At 59.5% G+C, this 17,969-nt stretch carries 18 protein-coding genes and 1 riboswitch; of the genes, 4 read left to right on the forward strand and 14 right to left on the reverse strand.

Annotated features, from left to right (window positions below; translation table 11 throughout):
- Positions 1 to 5: 5 nt before the first annotated feature.
- From NQ230_RS16615 to moaA, 6 genes are all read right to left on the reverse strand, one after another.
- A complete protein-coding gene (locus tag NQ230_RS16615; protein ID WP_029742164.1) occupies positions 6 to 713 on the reverse strand; it encodes a Bax inhibitor-1/YccA family protein in 708 nt (235 codons plus the stop codon).
- Positions 714 to 777: 64 nt separating this feature from the next.
- Positions 778 to 1,230 carry a molybdopterin synthase catalytic subunit MoaE gene (gene moaE, locus NQ230_RS16620; RefSeq protein ID WP_121425403.1) on the reverse strand — a complete coding sequence of 151 codons (453 nt, stop codon included), beginning with the start codon at positions 1,228 to 1,230 and terminating at the stop codon, positions 778 to 780.
- A gap of 1 nt (position 1,231) precedes the next feature.
- The gene (gene moaD, locus NQ230_RS16625; protein ID WP_257258306.1) at positions 1,232 to 1,477 is read right to left on the reverse strand and encodes a molybdopterin synthase sulfur carrier subunit; all 246 of its coding nucleotides are present in this window, start codon (positions 1,475 to 1,477) and stop codon (positions 1,232 to 1,234) included.
- Positions 1,470 to 1,955, reverse strand: a complete 486-nt coding sequence (gene moaC, locus NQ230_RS16630) for a cyclic pyranopterin monophosphate synthase MoaC (protein WP_023292962.1) — start codon at positions 1,953 to 1,955, stop codon at positions 1,470 to 1,472. The genes moaD and moaC overlap by 8 nt, the downstream gene beginning before the upstream one ends.
- Positions 1,956 to 1,958: 3 nt before the next feature.
- A complete protein-coding gene (moaB, locus tag NQ230_RS16635) occupies positions 1,959 to 2,471 on the reverse strand; it encodes a molybdenum cofactor biosynthesis protein B (RefSeq protein ID WP_257258309.1) in 513 nt (170 codons plus the stop codon).
- 24 nt (positions 2,472 to 2,495) lie between these two features.
- A complete protein-coding gene (gene moaA / locus NQ230_RS16640) occupies positions 2,496 to 3,485 on the reverse strand; it encodes a GTP 3',8-cyclase MoaA (protein ID WP_059346371.1) in 990 nt (329 codons plus the stop codon).
- Positions 3,473 to 3,606: riboswitch (molybdenum cofactor riboswitch) on the reverse strand. It overlaps the preceding gene by 13 nt.
- Before the next feature lie 225 nt (positions 3,607 to 3,831).
- Here moaA and yvcK point away from each other — a divergent pair.
- The gene (yvcK, locus tag NQ230_RS16645) at positions 3,832 to 4,740 is read left to right on the forward strand and encodes a uridine diphosphate-N-acetylglucosamine-binding protein YvcK (RefSeq protein ID WP_257258310.1); all 909 of its coding nucleotides are present in this window, start codon (positions 3,832 to 3,834) and stop codon (positions 4,738 to 4,740) included.
- 89 nt (positions 4,741 to 4,829) lie between these two features.
- Here yvcK and uvrB read toward each other — a convergent pair whose 3' ends face one another.
- Complete coding sequence (uvrB, locus tag NQ230_RS16650; RefSeq protein ID WP_109846300.1) at positions 4,830 to 6,845, reverse strand: excinuclease ABC subunit UvrB; 2,016 nt, start codon at positions 6,843 to 6,845, stop codon at positions 4,830 to 4,832.
- A 752-nt stretch (positions 6,846 to 7,597) separates the two neighbouring features.
- Here uvrB and NQ230_RS16655 point away from each other — a divergent pair.
- Positions 7,598 to 8,320: an ABC transporter ATP-binding protein gene (locus tag NQ230_RS16655; RefSeq protein ID WP_121425407.1), complete on the forward strand. Its 723-nt coding sequence runs from the start codon at positions 7,598 to 7,600 to the stop codon at positions 8,318 to 8,320.
- On the opposite strand, the gene bioD is transcribed toward NQ230_RS16655, so the two are convergent.
- From bioD to bioB, 4 genes are read right to left on the reverse strand one after another with little or no spacing between them, the layout of a single operon-like run.
- Complete coding sequence (bioD, locus tag NQ230_RS16660; protein ID WP_219323796.1) at positions 8,283 to 8,984, reverse strand: dethiobiotin synthase; 702 nt, start codon at positions 8,982 to 8,984, stop codon at positions 8,283 to 8,285. The genes NQ230_RS16655 and bioD overlap by 38 nt on opposite strands.
- Positions 8,977 to 9,732, reverse strand: a complete 756-nt coding sequence (gene bioC / locus NQ230_RS16665) for a malonyl-ACP O-methyltransferase BioC (RefSeq protein ID WP_257258315.1) — start codon at positions 9,730 to 9,732, stop codon at positions 8,977 to 8,979. Before bioC ends, bioD begins: the two co-directional genes overlap by 8 nt.
- Positions 9,716 to 10,873 (reverse strand): 8-amino-7-oxononanoate synthase, encoded by a 1,158-nt coding sequence (gene bioF, locus NQ230_RS16670; protein ID WP_257258316.1) that lies wholly within the window; start codon positions 10,871 to 10,873, stop codon positions 9,716 to 9,718. The genes bioC and bioF overlap by 17 nt, the downstream gene beginning before the upstream one ends.
- A complete protein-coding gene (gene bioB, locus NQ230_RS16675) occupies positions 10,870 to 11,910 on the reverse strand; it encodes a biotin synthase BioB (protein WP_121425411.1) in 1,041 nt (346 codons plus the stop codon). The genes bioF and bioB overlap by 4 nt, the downstream gene beginning before the upstream one ends.
- A gap of 86 nt (positions 11,911 to 11,996) precedes the next feature.
- On the opposite strand from bioB, the gene bioA reads away from it, so the two are divergent.
- The gene (gene bioA, locus NQ230_RS16680; protein WP_375143701.1) at positions 11,997 to 13,286 is read left to right on the forward strand and encodes an adenosylmethionine--8-amino-7-oxononanoate transaminase; all 1,290 of its coding nucleotides are present in this window, start codon (positions 11,997 to 11,999) and stop codon (positions 13,284 to 13,286) included.
- A 48-nt stretch (positions 13,287 to 13,334) separates the two neighbouring features.
- Positions 13,335 to 13,811 (forward strand): kinase inhibitor, encoded by a 477-nt coding sequence (locus NQ230_RS16685; protein WP_121425413.1) that lies wholly within the window; start codon positions 13,335 to 13,337, stop codon positions 13,809 to 13,811.
- Positions 13,812 to 13,895: 84 nt separating this feature from the next.
- Here the strand turns inward: NQ230_RS16685 and hutH are convergent, their stop codons facing one another.
- The 3 genes from hutH to NQ230_RS16700 all read right to left on the reverse strand — a co-directional run bounded on the left by hutH (position 13,896) and on the right by NQ230_RS16700 (position 17,962).
- Positions 13,896 to 15,416 carry a histidine ammonia-lyase gene (hutH, locus tag NQ230_RS16690; RefSeq protein ID WP_257258319.1) on the reverse strand — a complete coding sequence of 507 codons (1,521 nt, stop codon included), beginning with the start codon at positions 15,414 to 15,416 and terminating at the stop codon, positions 13,896 to 13,898.
- Positions 15,416 to 17,101, reverse strand: a complete 1,686-nt coding sequence (hutU, locus tag NQ230_RS16695; protein WP_257258320.1) for a urocanate hydratase — start codon at positions 17,099 to 17,101, stop codon at positions 15,416 to 15,418. The genes hutH and hutU overlap by 1 nt, the downstream gene beginning before the upstream one ends.
- A 126-nt stretch (positions 17,102 to 17,227) precedes the next feature.
- Entirely contained in the window at positions 17,228 to 17,962 is a 735-nt protein-coding gene (locus NQ230_RS16700) for a histidine utilization repressor (protein WP_159513684.1), read from the reverse strand.
- Positions 17,963 to 17,969: the final 7 nt, after the last annotated feature.

Genomic DNA, 17,969 nt, shown 5'->3' on the forward strand with positions numbered 1-17,969 from the left:
CAACCCTAGCGACGGTTGCCGAAAATACGCAGCAGCATCAGGAACAGGTTGATGAAGTCCAGATACAGCGTCAGCGCGCCCAGGATCGCGTATTTGCGCAGGTTTGAACTATCGCGTACGTCAATCTGCTCGCCGATGTTTTTCAGCTTTTGGGTGTCATACGCCGTCAACCCAACGAAGATCACCACCCCGATGTAGGTCACGGCCCACATCAGCGCGTCGCTCTTCAGCCACAGGTTTACCAGCGACGCCAGCACAATCCCAATCAGCCCCATAAACAGCATGCTGCCTAAACCGCTCAGATCGCGCTTCGTGGTGTAACCGTAGAGACTCATCACGCCGAACATCCCGCCGGTCACCACAAAGGTGCTGGCTATGGAGGAGTAGGTGTAGACGATGAAAATACTGGAAAGCGTCAGCCCGGTCAGCGCCGAATAGAGCATAAACAGCGTAGTCGCCATTCCGGCACTCAGCTTTTGCACCAGACCCGAAAGCACAAACACCAGCGCCAGCTGCGCGATAATCAGCCCAAAGAAGGTGATTTTGCTGGAGAAGATAAACATCATCAGTTCAGGCGTGTTCGCCGCATACCACGCGATAAACGCGGTAAGCAGCAGGCCAACCGTCATCCAGCCGTACACCTGAGCCATATACGTCTGCAGGCCGCTACGGGTCTGCTGTACTATTGAATCGGAACGCGGAAATCGGTCCATGATTCACTCCTGATTAAGTTTAAGTAGACACACACGTTAAGATTAACACATCCACGTAAACCGACTACCAACGGCTGGCGGCTTGTTTATCGCTGTCGCGAGATTCTACCCAGCGGTCACCTTCCGGCGTGGCTTCGCGCTTCCAGAACGGCGCTTTGGTTTTGAGGTAATCCATAATGAACTCCCCTGCCGCAAACGCGCTGCTGCGGTGTGCGCTGGTCACCCCGACGAAGACAATCTCCTCGCCGGGCCACATCTCGCCGATGCGGTGAATCACCGTGACGCGGCCAAGCGGCCAGCGGCCCCGCGCCTCGTCGACAATCTCCACCAGCGATTTCTCGGTCATCCCCGGATAGTGCTCCAGCGTCAGCGCCTTCACGCTGTCGCCGAGATTGTGGTTACGCACTTTGCCGGTAAAGGTGACGACCGCGCCGTCTTCATCTCGTTCCGCCAGCCAGCTGTATTCGGTCCCCACGTTAAAACGCTCGGGGCTCACCAGAATTCGGGTTTCAGCCATCTTAGCCCCCCGTCACCGGCGGGAAGAAGGCCACTTCATCGCCTTCCTTCAGCGGGTGAGTGAACTCCACCAGCGTCTGGTTAACGGCGGCCAGCAGCTTGCCTTCGTCCAGCGCCAGCGCCCAGCGTTCGCTTTGTGCCGCCAGATGTGCGCGCAGGGCAGCGACGTTTTCGAAGGACGCATCCAGCGCCAGGCTGTCGGTATTTACCAGCTCGCGCACCTGCGCAAAAAAGAGCACCTTAATCATGGCTGTCCACCTTAAAATCACCGGATTTGCCGCCGCTTTTTGCCAGCAGGCGAACCGGGCCAATCACCATATCTTTCTGCACCGCTTTGCACATGTCGTAGATGGTCAGCGCGGCAACGGAAGCCGCCGTGAGTGCTTCCATCTCCACGCCGGTTTTGCCGGTTAAGCGGCAGAGTGACTCAATGCGCACGCGGCTCTGCTCCGGCTGCGCCTGCAGGTTCACTTCCACCTTGCTCAGCATCAGCGGGTGGCACAGCGGAATGAGATCCCAGGTGCGCTTGGCGGCCTGAATACCCGCGATGCGCGCGGTGGCAAAGACGTCGCCCTTATGGTGGCTGCCGTCGATAATCATCGCCAGCGTTTCCGGCAGCATAGTGACGAACGCTTCCGCGCGCGCCTCGCGCACCGTTTCGGCTTTGGCGGAAACATCCACCATATGCGCTTCGCCGGCGGCGTTAATGTGGGTCAGTTGTGACATAGCTTATTTCTTTAAATGGGGATGAAAATTACACGGACGGGTACGGGCATCCAGCTGCGGGGCGATGATGTTTTCCCACGCGGTGCGGCAGGCTTTGGTCGAACCCGGCATGGCGAAAATCAGGGTTTTGTTAGCCACCCCGGCCACCGCGCGCGACTGGAGCGTGGAGGTACCAATCTCTTCAAAGGAGAGCATGCGGAACACCTCGCCGAAGCCTTCCACCTCGCGGTCAAACAGCGGGATAAGCGCTTCGGGGGCCTGATCGCCTACGGTAAAGCCGGTGCCGCCGGTGATCAGCACCACCTGCACCTCATCGCTGGCAATCCACTGAGAAACCTGAGCGCGAATGGCGTAGCGGTTCTCCTTCACGATCGCTTTATCGACGATGTGATGCCCCGCGTCATGGGCCGCCTCGCGCAGCCAGTGGCCGGAGGTATCATCCTCTTCGCCGCGGCGGTCGGAAACGGTAAGGATAGCAATGCGTGTCGGGATAAATTCTGCGTTTACCTGACTCATCTTCTGATTCCTTCTTAAGCCTGATTACCCGCCGATGTAGGACAGGTTCTGAGTAATACCGGTATTGCCCTGATGCAGGAAGTGGGTCTGTTTTTTATGCGTCAGCGCTTCAGAAATACGTGCTTCAAGCGCGTCCTGCTGCGCATCGTCTTCCAGCAGATCGCGTAGGTCCACGCCGCCGTCGCCGAACAGGCAAAGATGGAGCTTGCCAACGGAGGAGACGCGCAGGCGGTTGCAGCTGGCGCAGAAGTCTTTCTCATAGGGCATGATAAGCCCTATCTCACCTTCGTAATCCGGGTGGCAGAAGACCTGCGCCGGGCCGTCGCTGCGCTGGCGGATCTGGTGGATCCAGCCGCGTCTCAGCAGCGCGTCGCGCAGCACCATGCCGGAGATGTGATGGCGACGGAACAGCTCGCTGCCCTCGCCGGTTTCCATCAGCTCGATAAAACGCAGCTGTATAGGGCGGGATTTGATCCACGCCAGGAAGGTATCGAGCTGATGATGGTTCACATCACGCATCAGAACCGTGTTGACTTTGACCTTCTCGAACCCGGCCGCAAATGCCGCGTCGATACCGTCCATGACCTGCTGAAATTTATCCTGGCCGGTAATGGCGTGGAACTGACGGGCGTCCAGGCTATCGACGCTGACGTTGATCGCCGTCAGCCCCGCATCGCGCCAGTTCGCCACATCACGCGCCATGCGGTAACCGTTGGTGGTCACGGCAATCTGGCGGATACGTTCGTTTTCACGCACGGCGGCGATGATGTCGGGAAAATCACGGCGCAGAGAGGGTTCACCGCCGGTCAGACGCACTTTTTCGGTGCCGAGCTCAGAGAAGGCGCGCGTGACGCGGCGCACTTCATCCACGGAGAGAAAGCCGTTATTGGTAACGCTGCCCGGTTTGTAGCCGTCGGGCAGGCAGTAGGTGCAACGGAAGTTGCACACATCGGTAATCGACAGACGTAAGTAATAAAACTTACGCGCGAAAGCATCAGTAAGTTGTGAAGCCATGTACACCTTTCCAGATCGGGAGGCACAGTCATTTCTTTCTGTACCCTGGTGGCAAATTCGCCACGGCCAGAGCGCCATATCTTTCGACACAGGCACAAGGGCTAGAGTGTATGTTTTCAATTTTGAAAACGTGGTTAGGGCGATAGTAGCGCGGAAATTCTGACGACGCCATTATCGCTTTTCGCTATATAATCATCTATATAGCGAATCGTTCCTGCATTTTCGCTACAGAATACCTAAAAACCGCATTTTCACATTGATATACGTCATTTTGCATCGGGTGAGGCATCGTCTTTTAGGGGTAGTTAGGTTACTGTTACGCGATCGAACGTGATAAGGAATACGTATGCGCAATCGCACTTTTGCGGATCTTGACCGAGTGGTCGCTCTTGGCGGAGGACACGGCTTAGGCCGGGTTATGTCCTCTTTGTCGTCACTCGGCTCAAGGCTGACAGGGATAGTGACCACCACCGATAACGGCGGCTCAACCGGGCGCATTCGTCGTGCCGAAGGCGGCATTGCCTGGGGAGACATGCGCAACTGCCTGAACCAGTTAATTACCGAGCCAAGCGTCGCGTCGGCGATGTTTGAGTACCGTTTTGGCGGTAATGGCGAACTTTCCGGGCATAACCTCGGAAATCTGATGTTAAAGGCGCTTGATCACCTGAGCGTACGGCCTCTGGAAGCCATCAACTTAATCCGTAATCTGCTCAAAGTGGACGCATTACTGATCCCTATGTCCGAACAACCGGTTGACTTGATGGCAATCGACGCCGAAGGGCATGAAGTTTACGGCGAGGTGAATATCGACCAGCTCATCCTGCCGCCAACGGAGTTAATGACCTATCCGAGCGTACCCGCCACGCGAGAAGCGGTGGAAGCCATCGGTGAAGCGGATCTTATCCTGATCGGCCCAGGCAGTTTTTACACCAGCCTGATGCCCATTCTGCTGGTGAAAGAGCTGGCGCAGGCGCTGCGCCGCACCCCTGCCCCGATGGTTTACATCGGTAACCTGGGACGTGAACTGAGCCCGGCGGCGGCGAGCCTGTCGCTGGCAGACAAGCTTGAATTAATGGAGCATTACGTCGGCAAGAAGATCATTGACGGCGTAGTCGTGGGCCCGAAAGTGGATGTGTCAGGGATTGGCGATCGTCTGGTGGTGCAGGAGCCGCTGGAGGCCAGCGATATCAAGTATCGCCACGACCGTCACCTGCTGCGCGAGGCGCTGGAGAAGGCGATTCAGGCGCTGGGTTAGCAAAAACCCCCCGGTGGCGCTGCGCTTACCGGGGCTACAAAAGACGCAACCCCGTAGGCCCGGTAAGCGCAGCGCCACCGGGCAAGAAACTACGATGCCGCGATGAAAAGATCCCGCAGCTGATGAAGCTGGTCGCGGATCTGCGCCGCCTCTTCGAACTCCAGATTCTGCGCGTGCTGCATCATCTGCCCTTCCAGCTCGTGGATTTTCTGCTGCAGCGCTTTCGGCGTCAGCACGACGGTATCTTCTTCCACCACTGAACGAGCCTTCCCGCGGCCTTTCGCTTTGGTTTTGGCAATGTTCTGACCCAGCGCCAGAATATCCACCACCTTCTTGTTCAGCCCCTGCGGCGTAATGCCGTGCTCTTCGTTGTAGCGCTGCTGCTTCTCGCGGCGGCGCTCCGTTTCGCCAATCGCTTTCGCCATCGACGGGGTGATTTTGTCACCGTACAGAATCGCTTTACCGTTGACGTTACGCGCCGCACGGCCAATGGTCTGGATCAGCGAACGCTCGGAACGCAGGAAGCCCTCTTTGTCCGCATCCAGAATCGCCACCAGCGAAACTTCCGGCATATCCAGACCTTCTCGCAGCAGGTTGATCCCCACCAGCACGTCAAACTCGCCCAGACGCAGATCGCGGATAATCTCCATGCGCTCCACGGTATCGATATCCGAGTGCAGATAACGCACCTTCTCGCCGTGCTCTTCGAGATACTCGGTGAGGTCTTCCGCCATGCGCTTGGTGAGCGTGGTCACCAGCACGCGCTCATTGATGGCGGAACGGGCGCGGATCTCCGAGAGCAGATCGTCCACCTGCGTGGCCACCGGACGCACCTCGATAATCGGGTCGAGCAGACCCGTTGGACGCACAACCTGATCGACAACGTCTTCACCGGATTTCTCCAGCTCGTAGTTGCCTGGCGTGGCCGAGACGTAAATGGTTTGCGGCGCGAGCGCCTCAAACTCTTCAAATTTCATCGGGCGGTTATCCAGCGCCGACGGGAGGCGGAAGCCGTACTCCACCAGCGTCTCTTTACGCGCCCGGTCGCCGCGGTACATCCCGCCGATCTGCGGGATCGTGACGTGGGATTCGTCGATCACCAGCAAACCGTCTGCCGGAAGGTAGTCAAACAGCGTCGGCGGCGGCTCGCCCGGCCCGCGCCCGGAGAGGAAGCGCGAGTAGTTTTCAATGCCGGAGCAGTAGCCCAGCTCGTTCATCATCTCAAGGTCGAACTGGGTACGCTGGCTCAGGCGCTGCTCTTCCAGCAGCTTATTGTTCGCCAGCAGCACCTTACGGCGCTCGGCCAGCTCCACTTTGATCTCTTCCATCGCCTGCACGATACGCTCGCGCGGCGTCACGTAGTGCGTTTTCGGGTAGATGGTGAAGCGCTGGATCACCGACTCAATGTGTCCAGTCAGCGGGTCGAAGAGCGACAGCCGTTCAACCTCTTCATCGAACAGCTCGACGCGCAGCGCCATATCGTCCGATTCCGCCGGGAAGATGTCGATCACCTCACCGCGTACGCGGAACGTCCCGCGCTGGAACGCCTGATCGTTACGGGCATACTGCAGCTCCGCCAGACGACGAACGATGGCACGCTGGTCGATGATCATCCCCTGCGTCAGGTGCAGCATCATCTTGAGATAGAGATCCGGATCGCCCAGACCGTAGATCGCGGAAACCGATGCGACAACGACCACGTCGCGACGCTCAAGAAGTGCCTTCGTGGCCGACAGTCGCATCTGTTCGATGTGTTCGTTCACCGAGGCGTCCTTCTCGATGAAGGTGTCAGAGCTCGGCACATAGGCTTCAGGCTGGTAGTAATCGTAGTAGGAGACGAAATACTCCACCGCATTTTCCGGGAAGAACTCTTTCATCTCGCCGTAAAGCTGCGCGGCCAGGGTTTTATTGGGTGCCAGCACCATCGTTGGGCGCTGGAGATCCGCAATCACGTTGGCGATGGTGAAGGTTTTACCCGAGCCGGTTACCCCCAGCAGCGTCTGGTGCGCCAGCCCATCTTCCAGCCCCTCTTCCAGACGACGGATCGCCTCAGGCTGATCGCCAGATGGACGGAAAGCAGAATTCAATTTGAACGGTTTACTCATGGGCGACAACCTGATGACGTTATAAGCGGCAGGTGAGTAATTTTACTCGTTGTTGCCAGGAATGCCAGTAAAAAACACTGGATGAAAAACCAGTGGCATGTCAGGATATTTAGCATAGCGCCTTAAGGATTGGTGCGATATCGGCCAAAATTTAGGCTGTGACAATATAAAACACCAGTCAGGTCAGGTTATCCCCAGAACTTTTTCTTTTTTAACATTTGTCAAGCCAGGTAATGATAGTTTTGTGGCAACGGGTGACACTTTCATGACGGGAATTGCTTTTATCTAAGCAGTTAAATAATAAACGATATTTTCTGAAGCCGCGTTTCGCGTCAATTTGGGCGTAAGCCGCGTCTTCTCTCGCTTATCGCGTGTTTTCTAACTCTAATGCACATGGTTATCCACAGGAATAGTGGATAACTGCTTCCAGCCCATACAGCGTGGCGCTCGGCAAATTCCCGGATTTTCCCACGAGACGGCAGTAAAAAATTTTTATAGCTATTTTTTGATGATTAACAGTTGTGTCATTCATAACCAACTGATGAGATCTTGCTCACATTTTCATCATTTCGGGCACTGCACCACAACTCAACACCGCCAGCACCGTCGATGTGCAATCCCCTTTTTTCTCAGCCCCTCTCCGGTGACTTATTCCTAAAAAAGCCGTTTTTTTAAACACTTTTCGGTTTCTGGCAGGGGTTTTGCAGTCTCAAACTCGAGCCTCACCCACACACATTTTTAAGGAGAGAAAGATGTTGAGTCTGCGTGCTGTGAATCAGTTTTACGGAAGCCAACATACGCTATGGAACGTGAATTTGGATTTTCCGCAAGGGATGTGTACAGGCGTTGTTGGCCTGCCGGGAATGGGGAAAACCACCCTCATGAATTGCATCGCCGGGAGAGTGCCCGTCGAAAGCGGGAGCATCATCTGGCATGAAGCGGGCGCGCCGCCGCGTGATTTGCTTAACCTGCCGCCAGAACAGCGGTCAGGACCGGGGATAGGCTATGTCCCGCAGGACAGGCGGATCTTCTCCCAGTTAACAATTGAGGAGAATCTGCATATCGCCATGCGGGCGATGGGGAAACCCAACCCGGAAGCGAAAAGTGACGTTTACGATTTGTTTCCGGCGCTCTACGCATTGCGGCAGACCCGCGCCAACACGCTCTCTCCGGACGACCAGTACCAGCTGGCGCTGGCTAATGCGCTGGTGAACCGTCCTCACCTGCTGATCCTCGATGAGCCCCTGCACGGCGCAGGACACAGCTTCGCCCAGAAGCTGGGGCAGCTGCTGGTGCGCTTAAACCGGGAGTTAGGTATGACGGTGCTGTTAGCGGAGCAGCAGCTGTCGTTCATCCGCCGGGTTGCGGACCGTTTCTGTATGCTCTATCGCGGGCGTAACGTGGCGCAGGGCCACGTTAACGAACTGGATGACGAGCTTATCGCGCACTGGATGTCGCGGGAAGCAAGACGCTGAGATCGAGATAACGCCCGGTTTCGGCATTTTCCGCGCCGTCAGCAAGCCAGGGAATTTCTCCGAGGCACGGGGCGGGAAGGACGCGCCTGAGCGTCGCCAGATACTCCTGGTGTCGTTTACCCGGCGCAACCACGTCGTTGGCTATCCAGCCCGCCAGCGTCAGCCCGGCCTGCTGTACGGCCTGTGCGGTCAACATGGCGTGATTGATGCAGCCCAGTTTGACACCGACGACCAGAATGACCGGAAGCTGCTCGGCCTGCACCCAGTCAGCAAACGTCTGCGTGTCCGAAAGCGGCGTAAACCAGCCCCCTGCACCTTCCACCAGCACCCAGTCGGCCTGGCCTTCCAGCGTCCGTAACCCGGCAGACAGCACCGCGAAATCGATCGGACGACCTTCGTCAGCGCTGATAATGTGCGGCGAGGTTGGTTCGGCAAAGGTGTACGGATTGACCGCTGAATAGGCGAGTTCAAGCGTGCTGTTACGCTGGAGCGCCAGCGCGTCGGTGTTGCGTAACCCTTCCGCCGTCATCTCGCTGCCGGAAGCAACGGGCTTATATCCGGCGGTGTGTTTTCCAAGCTTCCGTGCCGCCTGCAGCAGCGCCGCGCTGGCAACCGTTTTGCCCACTTCCGTGTCCGTGCCGGTAACAAAATAACGTTCAGTCACGTTCGATAATCCCATGAAAAAGTTGATAAGAGAGCGGGAAATGTCCCCGCTGCTGCGGCCAGGCCAGTTCCAGACGCTGCAGCTGTCCCCGGGTCAGCGGTTTTCTCTCCCGCCCGGCATGCAGGTGCGTGGCCCCAATGCCCTTCAGCGAGCGCATGGCGCTGAGCGCATCGCTAAAATTGAGGGTGATGGTCTGCACCACGCTGCGATAGCGCCAGCCTGCCAGCGCCTGCGACACCTGGTCATGCGATAAAAAGCGGTTAGCGTGCGGCTGCTCATCCACCGCTTTCCACGCCTGATTCAGCTCCGGCAGCGAACTTTCCAGCAGGGTGGTAAAGGCCACCTGCCCGCCCGGTCGCGCCACGCGATAAAGCTCGCGCAGGGCCTGCGGCAGGCTGCTGCACCACTGTACCGCCAGATGACTCCAGACCAGATCGAACTGCGCATCCGCCAGCGGGATCGCCTCGATATCGGCCAGCAGATAGCGATCCGCTGCCTGCCGCTGACGCGCCTCGTCGAGCATCTGCTCTGAGAGGTCGATAGCCGTGACCTGGCTTCCCGCTCCGCGCCAGTAGCGGCTGTTGCTGCCGGGACCACAGCCGGCGTCCAGCACCTGCGGAAAGCGGTTGTCGCCAAGCGCGGCCAGAAGCCCCTGCGCGCTCTGACGCTGCAGCTCATCGTGCTGCGAATAGCTCTGCGCGGCCCGGCCAAATGCCGCCGCAACGGCCTGCTTATTCACCGGCATCATGGAGCGCCTCCAGCAGCGTGTGGATATCCCGTGCTTCATGCGCCGCCGTCAGGGTTAAGCGCAGCCGCGCGGTACCCGGCGGGACCGTTGGCGGGCGGATGGCGGTCACCCACATGCCCCGCTCGCGCAGCGCCTGTGCCAGCGCCAGCGCGCGGCCGTTTTCGCCGACAATCACCGGCTGGATGGCGCTCTGCGAATCGGGGCTGTGGAAGGGCAGCGCAGCTAGCCCCTGGCGGAAGCGAGAGATATGCTCCGCCAGCCGCTGGCGACGTTCATCCCCATCTGCGCTGCGGATCACCGCCAGCGACGCAGACAGCGCCACGGCCTGCGCCGGGGGCATGCTGGTGCTGTAGATCAGGTGTCGGGCAAACTGCAGCAGATAGTCGGCGACGGACTCGCTGCACAGCACGGCGGCGCCGCTGACGCCAAAGCCTTTGCCGAAGGTGACAATCAGCAGCTCCGGCTTCACGTTTTGCTGATGCGCACTGCCGCGACCTTCGTTGCCCATTACGCCAATCCCGTGGGCATCGTCCACCAGCAGCCAGGCGTTTTGCCGCTTTGCGGCCCCGTGCAACGCGGCAAGCGGCGCGCTGTCGCCGTCCATGCTGAACACCCCTTCGGTGACCGCCAGCTGCTGTCCGTCGCAGGGTTTATCCAGCAGCGCAGCGAGCTGCCCCGCATCGTTATGGGCGAAGCGGCGCAGCTGCGCCGGGCTTAAACTTGCCGCCTCCAGCAGCGAAGCGTGGCTCAGGCGGTCAGCGACAATGCGGTCCTCTTTTTCCATCAGGGCTGTAATAACCGCCTGATTGGCGGCAAAGCCGGAGATAAACAGCAGCGCGCGCGGGTAGCCCAGCCAGTCGGCAAGCGCTTCTTCCAGCGCCAGATGCGCCGTGGTGTATCCGCTGACGTGTCCCGAGCCGCCGCTGCCTACGCCAAACCGCTCTGCCCCCTGCTGCCAGGCGCGGATGATGGCAGGATGCTGGCTCAGCCCGAGATAGTCGTTGCTGGAGAAATTACAAAACTGCCGCCCCTCGCGGGTAAGAAAACGACCCGCGCCGTTTTCCACCACCCTGCGAACGCGAAACGCCTCTGCCGCCCGGCGTTCGTCCAGCGCGGTATTCACTCGTGCCTGCCAGGTCATACGGCTGCCGCGTTGTAGAACTGGTCGGTGTCGGCGTTGAAAATCTGCTGCTCCAGCTGCTGCTGTTGCTCGTTATCGCCCGTCAGCACCTCGGTCTGATGCGGGTTAAGCCCCAGCTTGCGGAACAGCTGAACGTCTTTATCCTCTTCCGGGTTCGGCGTGGTCAGCAGCTTGCAGCCGTAGAAGATGGAGTTGGCTCCGGCCATAAAGCACATAGCCTGGGTCTGCTCGTTCATCTGCTCGCGACCGGCGGAGAGGCGCACGAAAGAGGTCGGCATCATGATGCGCGCCACCGCGATGGTGCGGATAAAATCAAACGCATCCACGTCGTCGTTGTCCGCCATCGGCGTGCCCTTGACCTTCACCAGCATGTTGATCGGCACGCTTTCCGGCGGGGTCGGCAGGTTCGCCAGCTGCAGCAGCAGGCCCGCGCGGTCTTTCACCGTCTCACCCAAGCCCACGATACCGCCGGAGCAGACCTTGATCCCCGCGTCGCGCACTTTATCCAGGGTATCCAGACGCTCCTGATAGGTACGCGTGGTGATGACGTTGCCGTAAAACTCCGGCGAGGTGTCGAGGTTATGGTTGTAGTAGTCCAGCCCCGCCGCGGAGAGGCGTTGCGCCTGCTCGTCGTTCAGCGTGCCGAGCGTCATACAGGCTTCGAGGCCCATCTCCTTCACGCCCTTCACCATCTGCTCCAGATACGGCATGTCGCGATCGTGCGGGTTCTTCCACGCTGCGCCCATGCAGAAGCGGGTCGAGCCGGCGTTTTTCGCCTTGCGCGCCGAGTCGAGCACCTGCTCAACTTCCATCAGCCGTTCGGACTCCAAGCCGGTTTTGTAGCGCGCGCTCTGCGGGCAATATTTGCAGTCTTCAGGACAGGCACCGGTTTTGATCGACAGCAGCGTGCTGACCTGAACATGGCGAGGATCGAAGTGCTGACGATGCACCTGTTGGGCTTCGAACATCAGCTCAAGGAAAGGTTTGTTGAATAATTCAGTGACTTGCGACATCGTCCAGCGTGCGTGGTGAGCCATGGGGCTTCTCCAAAGGGTTTTGTTAATTTTCGGTTCGGTTTATACTCGTAAACCTAAAACTTTTCAAAATGGTTTACAAGTCGATTATGACCCAGGACGATCTCGCCTTCGACAAGCAGCATATCTGGCACCCTTACACCTCTACCACCCGCCCTCTTCCCGTCTATCCGGTGGCCTCGGCCCACGGCTGCGAGCTGCACCTCGCCAGCGGCGAGCGGCTCGTTGACGGGATGTCCTCCTGGTGGGCGGCCATTCACGGGTACAACCACCCGCGCCTGAATGCGGCGATGAAGGCGCAGATTGACCAGATGTCGCACGTGATGTTTGGCGGGATCACCCATCAGCCCGCGGTGGATTTATGCCGTCGCCTGGTAGCGATGACGCCTGCATCGCTGGAGTGCGTGTTCCTGGCCGATTCCGGCTCCGTGGCGGTGGAAGTGGCGATGAAAATGGCGCTGCAGTACTGGCATGCTAAGGGCGAAACGCGCCAGCGGTTCCTCACCTTCCGCAACGGCTATCACGGGGATACCTTCGGGGCGATGTCGGTGTGCGATCCGGACAACTCCATGCACAGCCTGTGGAAGGGCTACCTGCCGGAAAACCTGTTTGCCCCGGCCCCCCAGAGCCGCTTCGACGGCGAGTGGAACGAGATGGACATGGTCGGTTTCGCGCGGCTGATGGCGGCACACCGCCATGAAATCGCCGCCGTGATCCTGGAGCCGATTGTGCAGGGCGCAGGCGGAATGCGGATGTACCACCCGGAATGGCTGAGGCGTATTCGCAGGATGTGCGACCGCGAGGGCATTCTGCTGATTGCCGATGAGATCGCCACCGGCTTTGGCCGCACCGGCAAGCTGTTTGCCTGCGAGCATGCGGGTATCGCCCCGGATATTCTGTGTCTGGGTAAAGCGCTGACCGGCGGTACCATGACGCTCTCCGCCACGCTCACGACCCGTCACGTTGCCGACACCATCAGCGACGGCGAGGCGGGCTGCTTTATGCACGGCCCGACGTTTATGGGTAATCCTCTCGCCTGCGCCGTCGCAAGTGAAAGCCTGGCCATTCTGGAAGGCGGCGAGTGGCAGACGCAGGTGGCGGCGATTGAGGCGCAGCTGAAAGAGGCGCTGAGCGCCGCCTCAGGTGCGAATTTTGTGGCGGACGTTCGCGTGCTGGGCGCCATCGGGGTGATTGAAACCACCCATCCGGTGAATATGGCGGCGCTGCAGCGCTTCTTCGTTGAGCAGGGCGTCTGGGTGCGGCCTTTCGGCAAGCTTATCTACCTGATGCCGCCGTACAGCATTACGCCAGAGCAGCTGCGTAAATTAACCGACGCGGTCGTAACAGCCGTTAACATTCCCGCGCATTTCACGATGTAACCCTATGCATTACACTTGCTGAACGAGCGATCAACGAGGGTAAACCGTATGAAAATCATCAGTAAAGATCTGCGCGACGGTGAAAAGCTGCCGGAACGCCACGTATTCAACGGCATGGGGTATCAGGGAGACAATATCTCCCCGCACCTGGCGTGGGACGAGGTTCCGGCAGGCACCAAAAGCTTTGTCGTGACCTGCTACGACCCGGATGCGCCTACCGGCTCCGGCTGGTGGCACTGGATTGTGGCGAACCTACCAGCCGACACGCGCGTCCTGCCGCAGGGCTCCGGTTCAGACCTGGTTGCCCTGCCTGAAGGCGCCATTCAGACGCGCACCGATTTTGGTAAAGCGGGCTACGGCGGCGCCGCGCCGCCAAAAGGGGAAACCCACCGCTATATCTTCACGGTGCACGCGCTGGACGTGGAGAAGATTGATGTCGATGAAGGGGCGAGCGGCGCGATGGTAGGGTTTAACGTACATTTCCATACGCTTGGGAGCGCGTCGATTACGGCGATGTATTCATAAAAAAAGCCGGGTGGCGGCTACGCCTTACCCGGCCTACATTTCGCACGCGTAGGCCCGGTAAGCGCAACGCCACCGGGCAAAAAATCACAGCACCGGCGGCAACAGCCCCACCAGCCGCCCTTCTTCCAGAAGCTGCATCGCCTTATCAATATCCGGCGCAAAGAAGCGGTCGTCATCGTAGTGCGATACATGCTCGCGCAGCGCATGACGCGCCTGCTCCAGCAGCGGGCTGGATTTTAGCCCTTCTCGCAGATCGACACCCTGACTTGCCGCCAGCCATTCCACCGCCAGCACGCCGCGGGTGTTGGAGGCCATTTCCCAGAGACGACGCCCGGCAGCCGGTGCCATCGAAACGTGATCTTCCTGGTTCGCTGACGTTGGCAGGCTGTCCACGCTGTGCGGGTGCGACAGGGCTTTGTTCTCGCTCGCCAGCGCCGCCGCGGTGACCTGGGCAATCATAAAGCCCGAGTTGACCCCGCCGTTACGCACCAGGAACGGCGGCAGCTGGGACATATGTTTATCCATCATCAGCGCAATACGGCGCTCGGACAGCGCGCCGACTTCGGCAATCGCCAGGGCGATATTGTCCGCCGCCATTGCCACCGGCTCGGCGTGGAAGTTGCCCCCGGAAACCACCTCGTTTTCCTGGGCGAACACCAGCGGGTTATCGGACACCGCGTTGGCCTCCACCAACAGGACCTCTGCCGCCTGGCGCAGCTGCGTCAGGCACGCGCCCATCACCTGCGGCTGGCAGCGCAGGGAATACGGATCCTGCACCTTTTCGCAGTTATGGTGTGAATCGGCAATTTCGCTGGTGTCGGTAAGCACGTGACGGTACATCGCGGCGGCATCAATCTGCCCGCGCTGACCGCGCACCTCGTGGATGCGGGCATCGAACGGGCGACGCGAGCCCAGCACGGCTTCGGTGGTCAGCGCACCGCACACTACCGCCGAGGCAAACAGATCTTCCGCTTCAAACAGGCCGCGCAGCGCGAAAGCGGTCGATGCCTGTGTGCCGTTCAGCAGCGCCAGCCCCTCTTTCGCCGCCAGCGTGATCGGATTTAACCCGGCTTTTTTCAGCGCCTCTTTCGCAGGAAGCCACTCGCCCTGCCAGCGCGCTTTGCCTTCGCCCAGCAGCAGCAGCGACATGTGCGCCAGCGGCGCAAGATCGCCGGAAGCACCAACGGAGCCTTTTGCCGGGATCCACGGATAGACTTCTGCATTCACCAGCGCCATCAGCGCCTGAATCACGCTCAGGCGAATGCCGGAGAAACCGCGCGCCAGGCTGTTAATTTTCAGGACCATCATCAGACGGACAATCTCATCGTCCAGCGGCTGACCCACGCCCGCCGCATGCGACAGCACCAGCGAACGCTGTAAGTTTTCCAGATCGTGCGTCGCGATGCGGGTCTGCGCCAGCAGCCCAAAGCCGGTGTTAATCCCGTAGGCGGTGCGCCCTTCGGCAACGATGGCTTCGACGCAGGCGACGCTGTCGTTAATGGCGGCGTGGGCACTTGCATCCAGCGAAAGGGTGACCGGTTTACGCCAGACGTTACGCAGCTGCTTGAGCGTCAGCGAGCCGGGAGTGAGTGTTAATGCGTTCATTAATGCTTTCCTTGTGTGGCAGGGATCATCGGCAGGTTAAGGCCCTGCTCTTTGGCACAGTCAATGGCAATTTCGTAACCCGCATCCGCGTGACGCATCACGCCGGTTGCCGGGTCGTTGTGCAGCACGCGAGCGATACGCGCGGCGGCTTCATCGGTTCCGTCGCAGACGATGACCATCCCGGAATGCTGGGAGAAGCCCATCCCCACGCCGCCGCCGTGGTGCAGCGATACCCAGGTCGCGCCGCTGGCGGTATTGAGCAGAGCGTTCAGCAATGGCCAGTCGGAGACCGCATCCGAGCCGTCGCGCATGGCTTCCGTTTCGCGGTTCGGGCTGGCGACGGAGCCGGAGTCCAGGTGGTCGCGGCCAATGACGATCGGCGCGGAGACTTCACCGCTGCGCACCATTTCGTTGAAGGCGAGGCCCAGTTTTTGCCGCCACTCCAGCCCTACCCAGCAGATACGCGCCGGCAGGCCCTGGAAGTTAATGCGCTCGCGGGCCATGTCCAGCCAGCGGTGCAGGTGTTCGTCATCGGCGACGATCTCTTTCACTTTGGCATCGGTTTTGTAGATGTCCTCCGGGTCACCGGACAGGGCAACCCAGCGGAACGGGCCGATACCGCGGCAGAACAGCGGGCGGATATAGGCAGGAACGAATCCCGGGAAGTCGAACGCGTTACTTACGCCCATCTCTTTCGCCATCTGGCGGATGTTGTTGCCGTAGTCAAAGGTCGGAATGCCCATCTGGCTAAAGGCCAGCATGGCGGAGACGTGCTCAGCCATGGCGCGTTTCGCCGCAAGCACCGTGCCTTCAGGGTCGGTTTCCGCTTTTTGCTGATATTCTTCCCACGTCCAGCCTTTTGGCAGGTAACCGTGCAGCGGGTCATGGGCGCTGGTCTGGTCGGTGACCAGATCCGGGCGCACGCCGCGGGCGACGAGCTGCGGGAGAATGTCCGCCGCGTTGCCGCACAGGGCAATCGACACCGCTTTGCCTTCGGAGGTGTATTTTTTGATACGCGCCAGCGCATCGTCCAGATCGGTTGCCTGTTCATCGACGTAGCGGGTGCGCAGACGGAAATCAATGCGGCTCTGCTGGCACTCAATGTTGAGCGAGCACGCGCCGGCAAGCGTGGCGGCCAGCGGCTGCGCGCCGCCCATGCCGCCGAGACCCGCGGTCAATACCCAGCGGCCTTTCAGCGAGCCGTTATAGTGCTGGCGGCCGGCTTCCACGAAGGTCTCGTAGGTGCCCTGCACGATCCCCTGGCTGCCGATGTAGATCCAGCTCCCCGCGGTCATCTGGCCATACATCGCCAGCCCTTTCGCGTCCAGTTCGTTGAAGTGTTCCCACGTGGCCCAGTGCGGCACGAGGTTAGAGTTGGCGATCAGCACGCGCGGTGCGTTTTTGTGCGTTTTGAACACGCCCACCGGCTTGCCGGACTGCACCAGCAGGGTTTCGTCGTGTTCGAGTTCGGTCAGGGATTTTACAATTGCGTCATAGCATTCCCAGTTGCGCGCGGCGCGGCCTATGCCGCCGTAGACCACCAGCTCGTGGGGGTTCTCCGCTACCTCAGGATCGAGGTTGTTCATCAACATGCGCAGCGGGGCTTCGGTGAGCCAGCTTTTGGCGGTGAGAGTGGTGCCGCGCGCGGCGCGGACATCCTGCTGGCGGTATTTACCTGACGACATTGTGTGCTCCTCATACGGGACAGTGATGCATTTAGATATACTTGTATAGACAAGCACACACAAGGTCAGATTTAACAAAAAAGATACAATTTTGTTATATTGCGTTAGCTATCACGCTTTTAAAACTTATGACATAAAGTGGCCCTGCAGCCGGTAGCGGTTACCCGGGAAAAGCAGCCGGGCATGCGACACAATGTGCGATGAGGACCAGGTCCGACGGCGGATCAGCAGGCACGGATCGTGCTCTTTAATACGCAGCCGCTCGCACTCCTGCGGCGTGGCGCGCACGGCTTCCACAATGTGCTCCCCTTCCGTGAGCGGAGCGACGAGCGAGAGATAGGCGTGCGGGGTGGTCTGGGTGTAATCCTGATTCAGATAGTCCGGTATCCGTTCAGCGTTCACGCAGCGATCTTCAATCTGCACCGGAATGTCGTTCTCAAAATGCACCATCACGGAATGGAAGATACGGCTGCCTTCTTTGACATTCAGCTCTACGGCCTGCTCGGCGCTGGCCTGGGTCTCTTCGAGCACCAGCACCTCACAGCGGTGCTGATGATTTCGCGAGGTTATCTCATCGGCAATACTGCGGATTTCAAACAGGGCAGATTGCCCTTTCGGTTCCGCCACAAACGTCCCCACGCCCTGCAGGCGCACCAGAAGCCCTTCGTCGGTCAGTTCGCGCAGCGCCCGGTTGACGGTCATCCGGCTAAAACCAAACTGCGCCACCAGCTCGGCCTCCGAGGGGATGCGATCGTGCGGGCGCCAGACGCCGGTGGCGATTTTTTCGCTGATTGCCTGCTTCACCTTTTCGTAGAAAGGCGCGGGAGGGCTCGACGGCGGCAGAGGTGAGCGTGAAAACATCGTGACT

Source organism: Enterobacter asburiae (genome assembly GCF_024599655.1).
Taxonomy (GTDB): domain Bacteria; phylum Pseudomonadota; class Gammaproteobacteria; order Enterobacterales; family Enterobacteriaceae; genus Enterobacter; species Enterobacter asburiae_D.

Excerpts from the sequence above, each read along its gene's own strand:
- NQ230_RS16615 (WP_029742164.1), bottom strand. The coding sequence starts at position 713 with ATGGACCGATTTCCGCGTTCCGATTCAATAGTACAGCAGACCCGTAGC.
- moaE (WP_121425403.1), bottom strand. The coding sequence starts at position 1,230 with ATGGCTGAAACCCGAATTCTGGTGAGCCCCGAGCGTTTTAACGTGGGG.
- moaD (WP_257258306.1), bottom strand. The coding sequence starts at position 1,477 with ATGATTAAGGTGCTCTTTTTTGCGCAGGTGCGCGAGCTGGTAAATACC.
- moaC (WP_023292962.1), bottom strand. The coding sequence starts at position 1,955 with ATGTCACAACTGACCCACATTAACGCCGCCGGCGAAGCGCATATGGTG.
- moaB (WP_257258309.1), bottom strand. The coding sequence starts at position 2,471 with ATGAGTCAGGTAAACGCAGAATTTATCCCGACACGCATTGCTATCCTT.
- moaA (WP_059346371.1), bottom strand. The coding sequence starts at position 3,485 with ATGGCTTCACAACTTACTGATGCTTTCGCGCGTAAGTTTTATTACTTA.
- yvcK (WP_257258310.1), top strand. The coding sequence starts at position 3,832 with ATGCGCAATCGCACTTTTGCGGATCTTGACCGAGTGGTCGCTCTTGGC.
- uvrB (WP_109846300.1), bottom strand. The coding sequence starts at position 6,845 with ATGAGTAAACCGTTCAAATTGAATTCTGCTTTCCGTCCATCTGGCGAT.
- NQ230_RS16655 (WP_121425407.1), top strand. The coding sequence starts at position 7,598 with ATGTTGAGTCTGCGTGCTGTGAATCAGTTTTACGGAAGCCAACATACG.
- bioC (WP_257258315.1), bottom strand. The coding sequence starts at position 9,732 with ATGATGCCGGTGAATAAGCAGGCCGTTGCGGCGGCATTTGGCCGGGCC.
- bioF (WP_257258316.1), bottom strand. The coding sequence starts at position 10,873 with ATGACCTGGCAGGCACGAGTGAATACCGCGCTGGACGAACGCCGGGCG.
- bioB (WP_121425411.1), bottom strand. The coding sequence starts at position 11,910 with ATGGCTCACCACGCACGCTGGACGATGTCGCAAGTCACTGAATTATTC.
- bioA (WP_375143701.1), top strand. The coding sequence starts at position 11,997 with ATGACCCAGGACGATCTCGCCTTCGACAAGCAGCATATCTGGCACCCT.
- NQ230_RS16685 (WP_121425413.1), top strand. The coding sequence starts at position 13,335 with ATGAAAATCATCAGTAAAGATCTGCGCGACGGTGAAAAGCTGCCGGAA.
- hutH (WP_257258319.1), bottom strand. The coding sequence starts at position 15,416 with ATGAACGCATTAACACTCACTCCCGGCTCGCTGACGCTCAAGCAGCTG.
- hutU (WP_257258320.1), bottom strand. The coding sequence starts at position 17,101 with ATGTCGTCAGGTAAATACCGCCAGCAGGATGTCCGCGCCGCGCGCGGC.
- NQ230_RS16700 (WP_159513684.1), bottom strand. The coding sequence starts at position 17,962 with ATGTTTTCACGCTCACCTCTGCCGCCGTCGAGCCCTCCCGCGCCTTTC.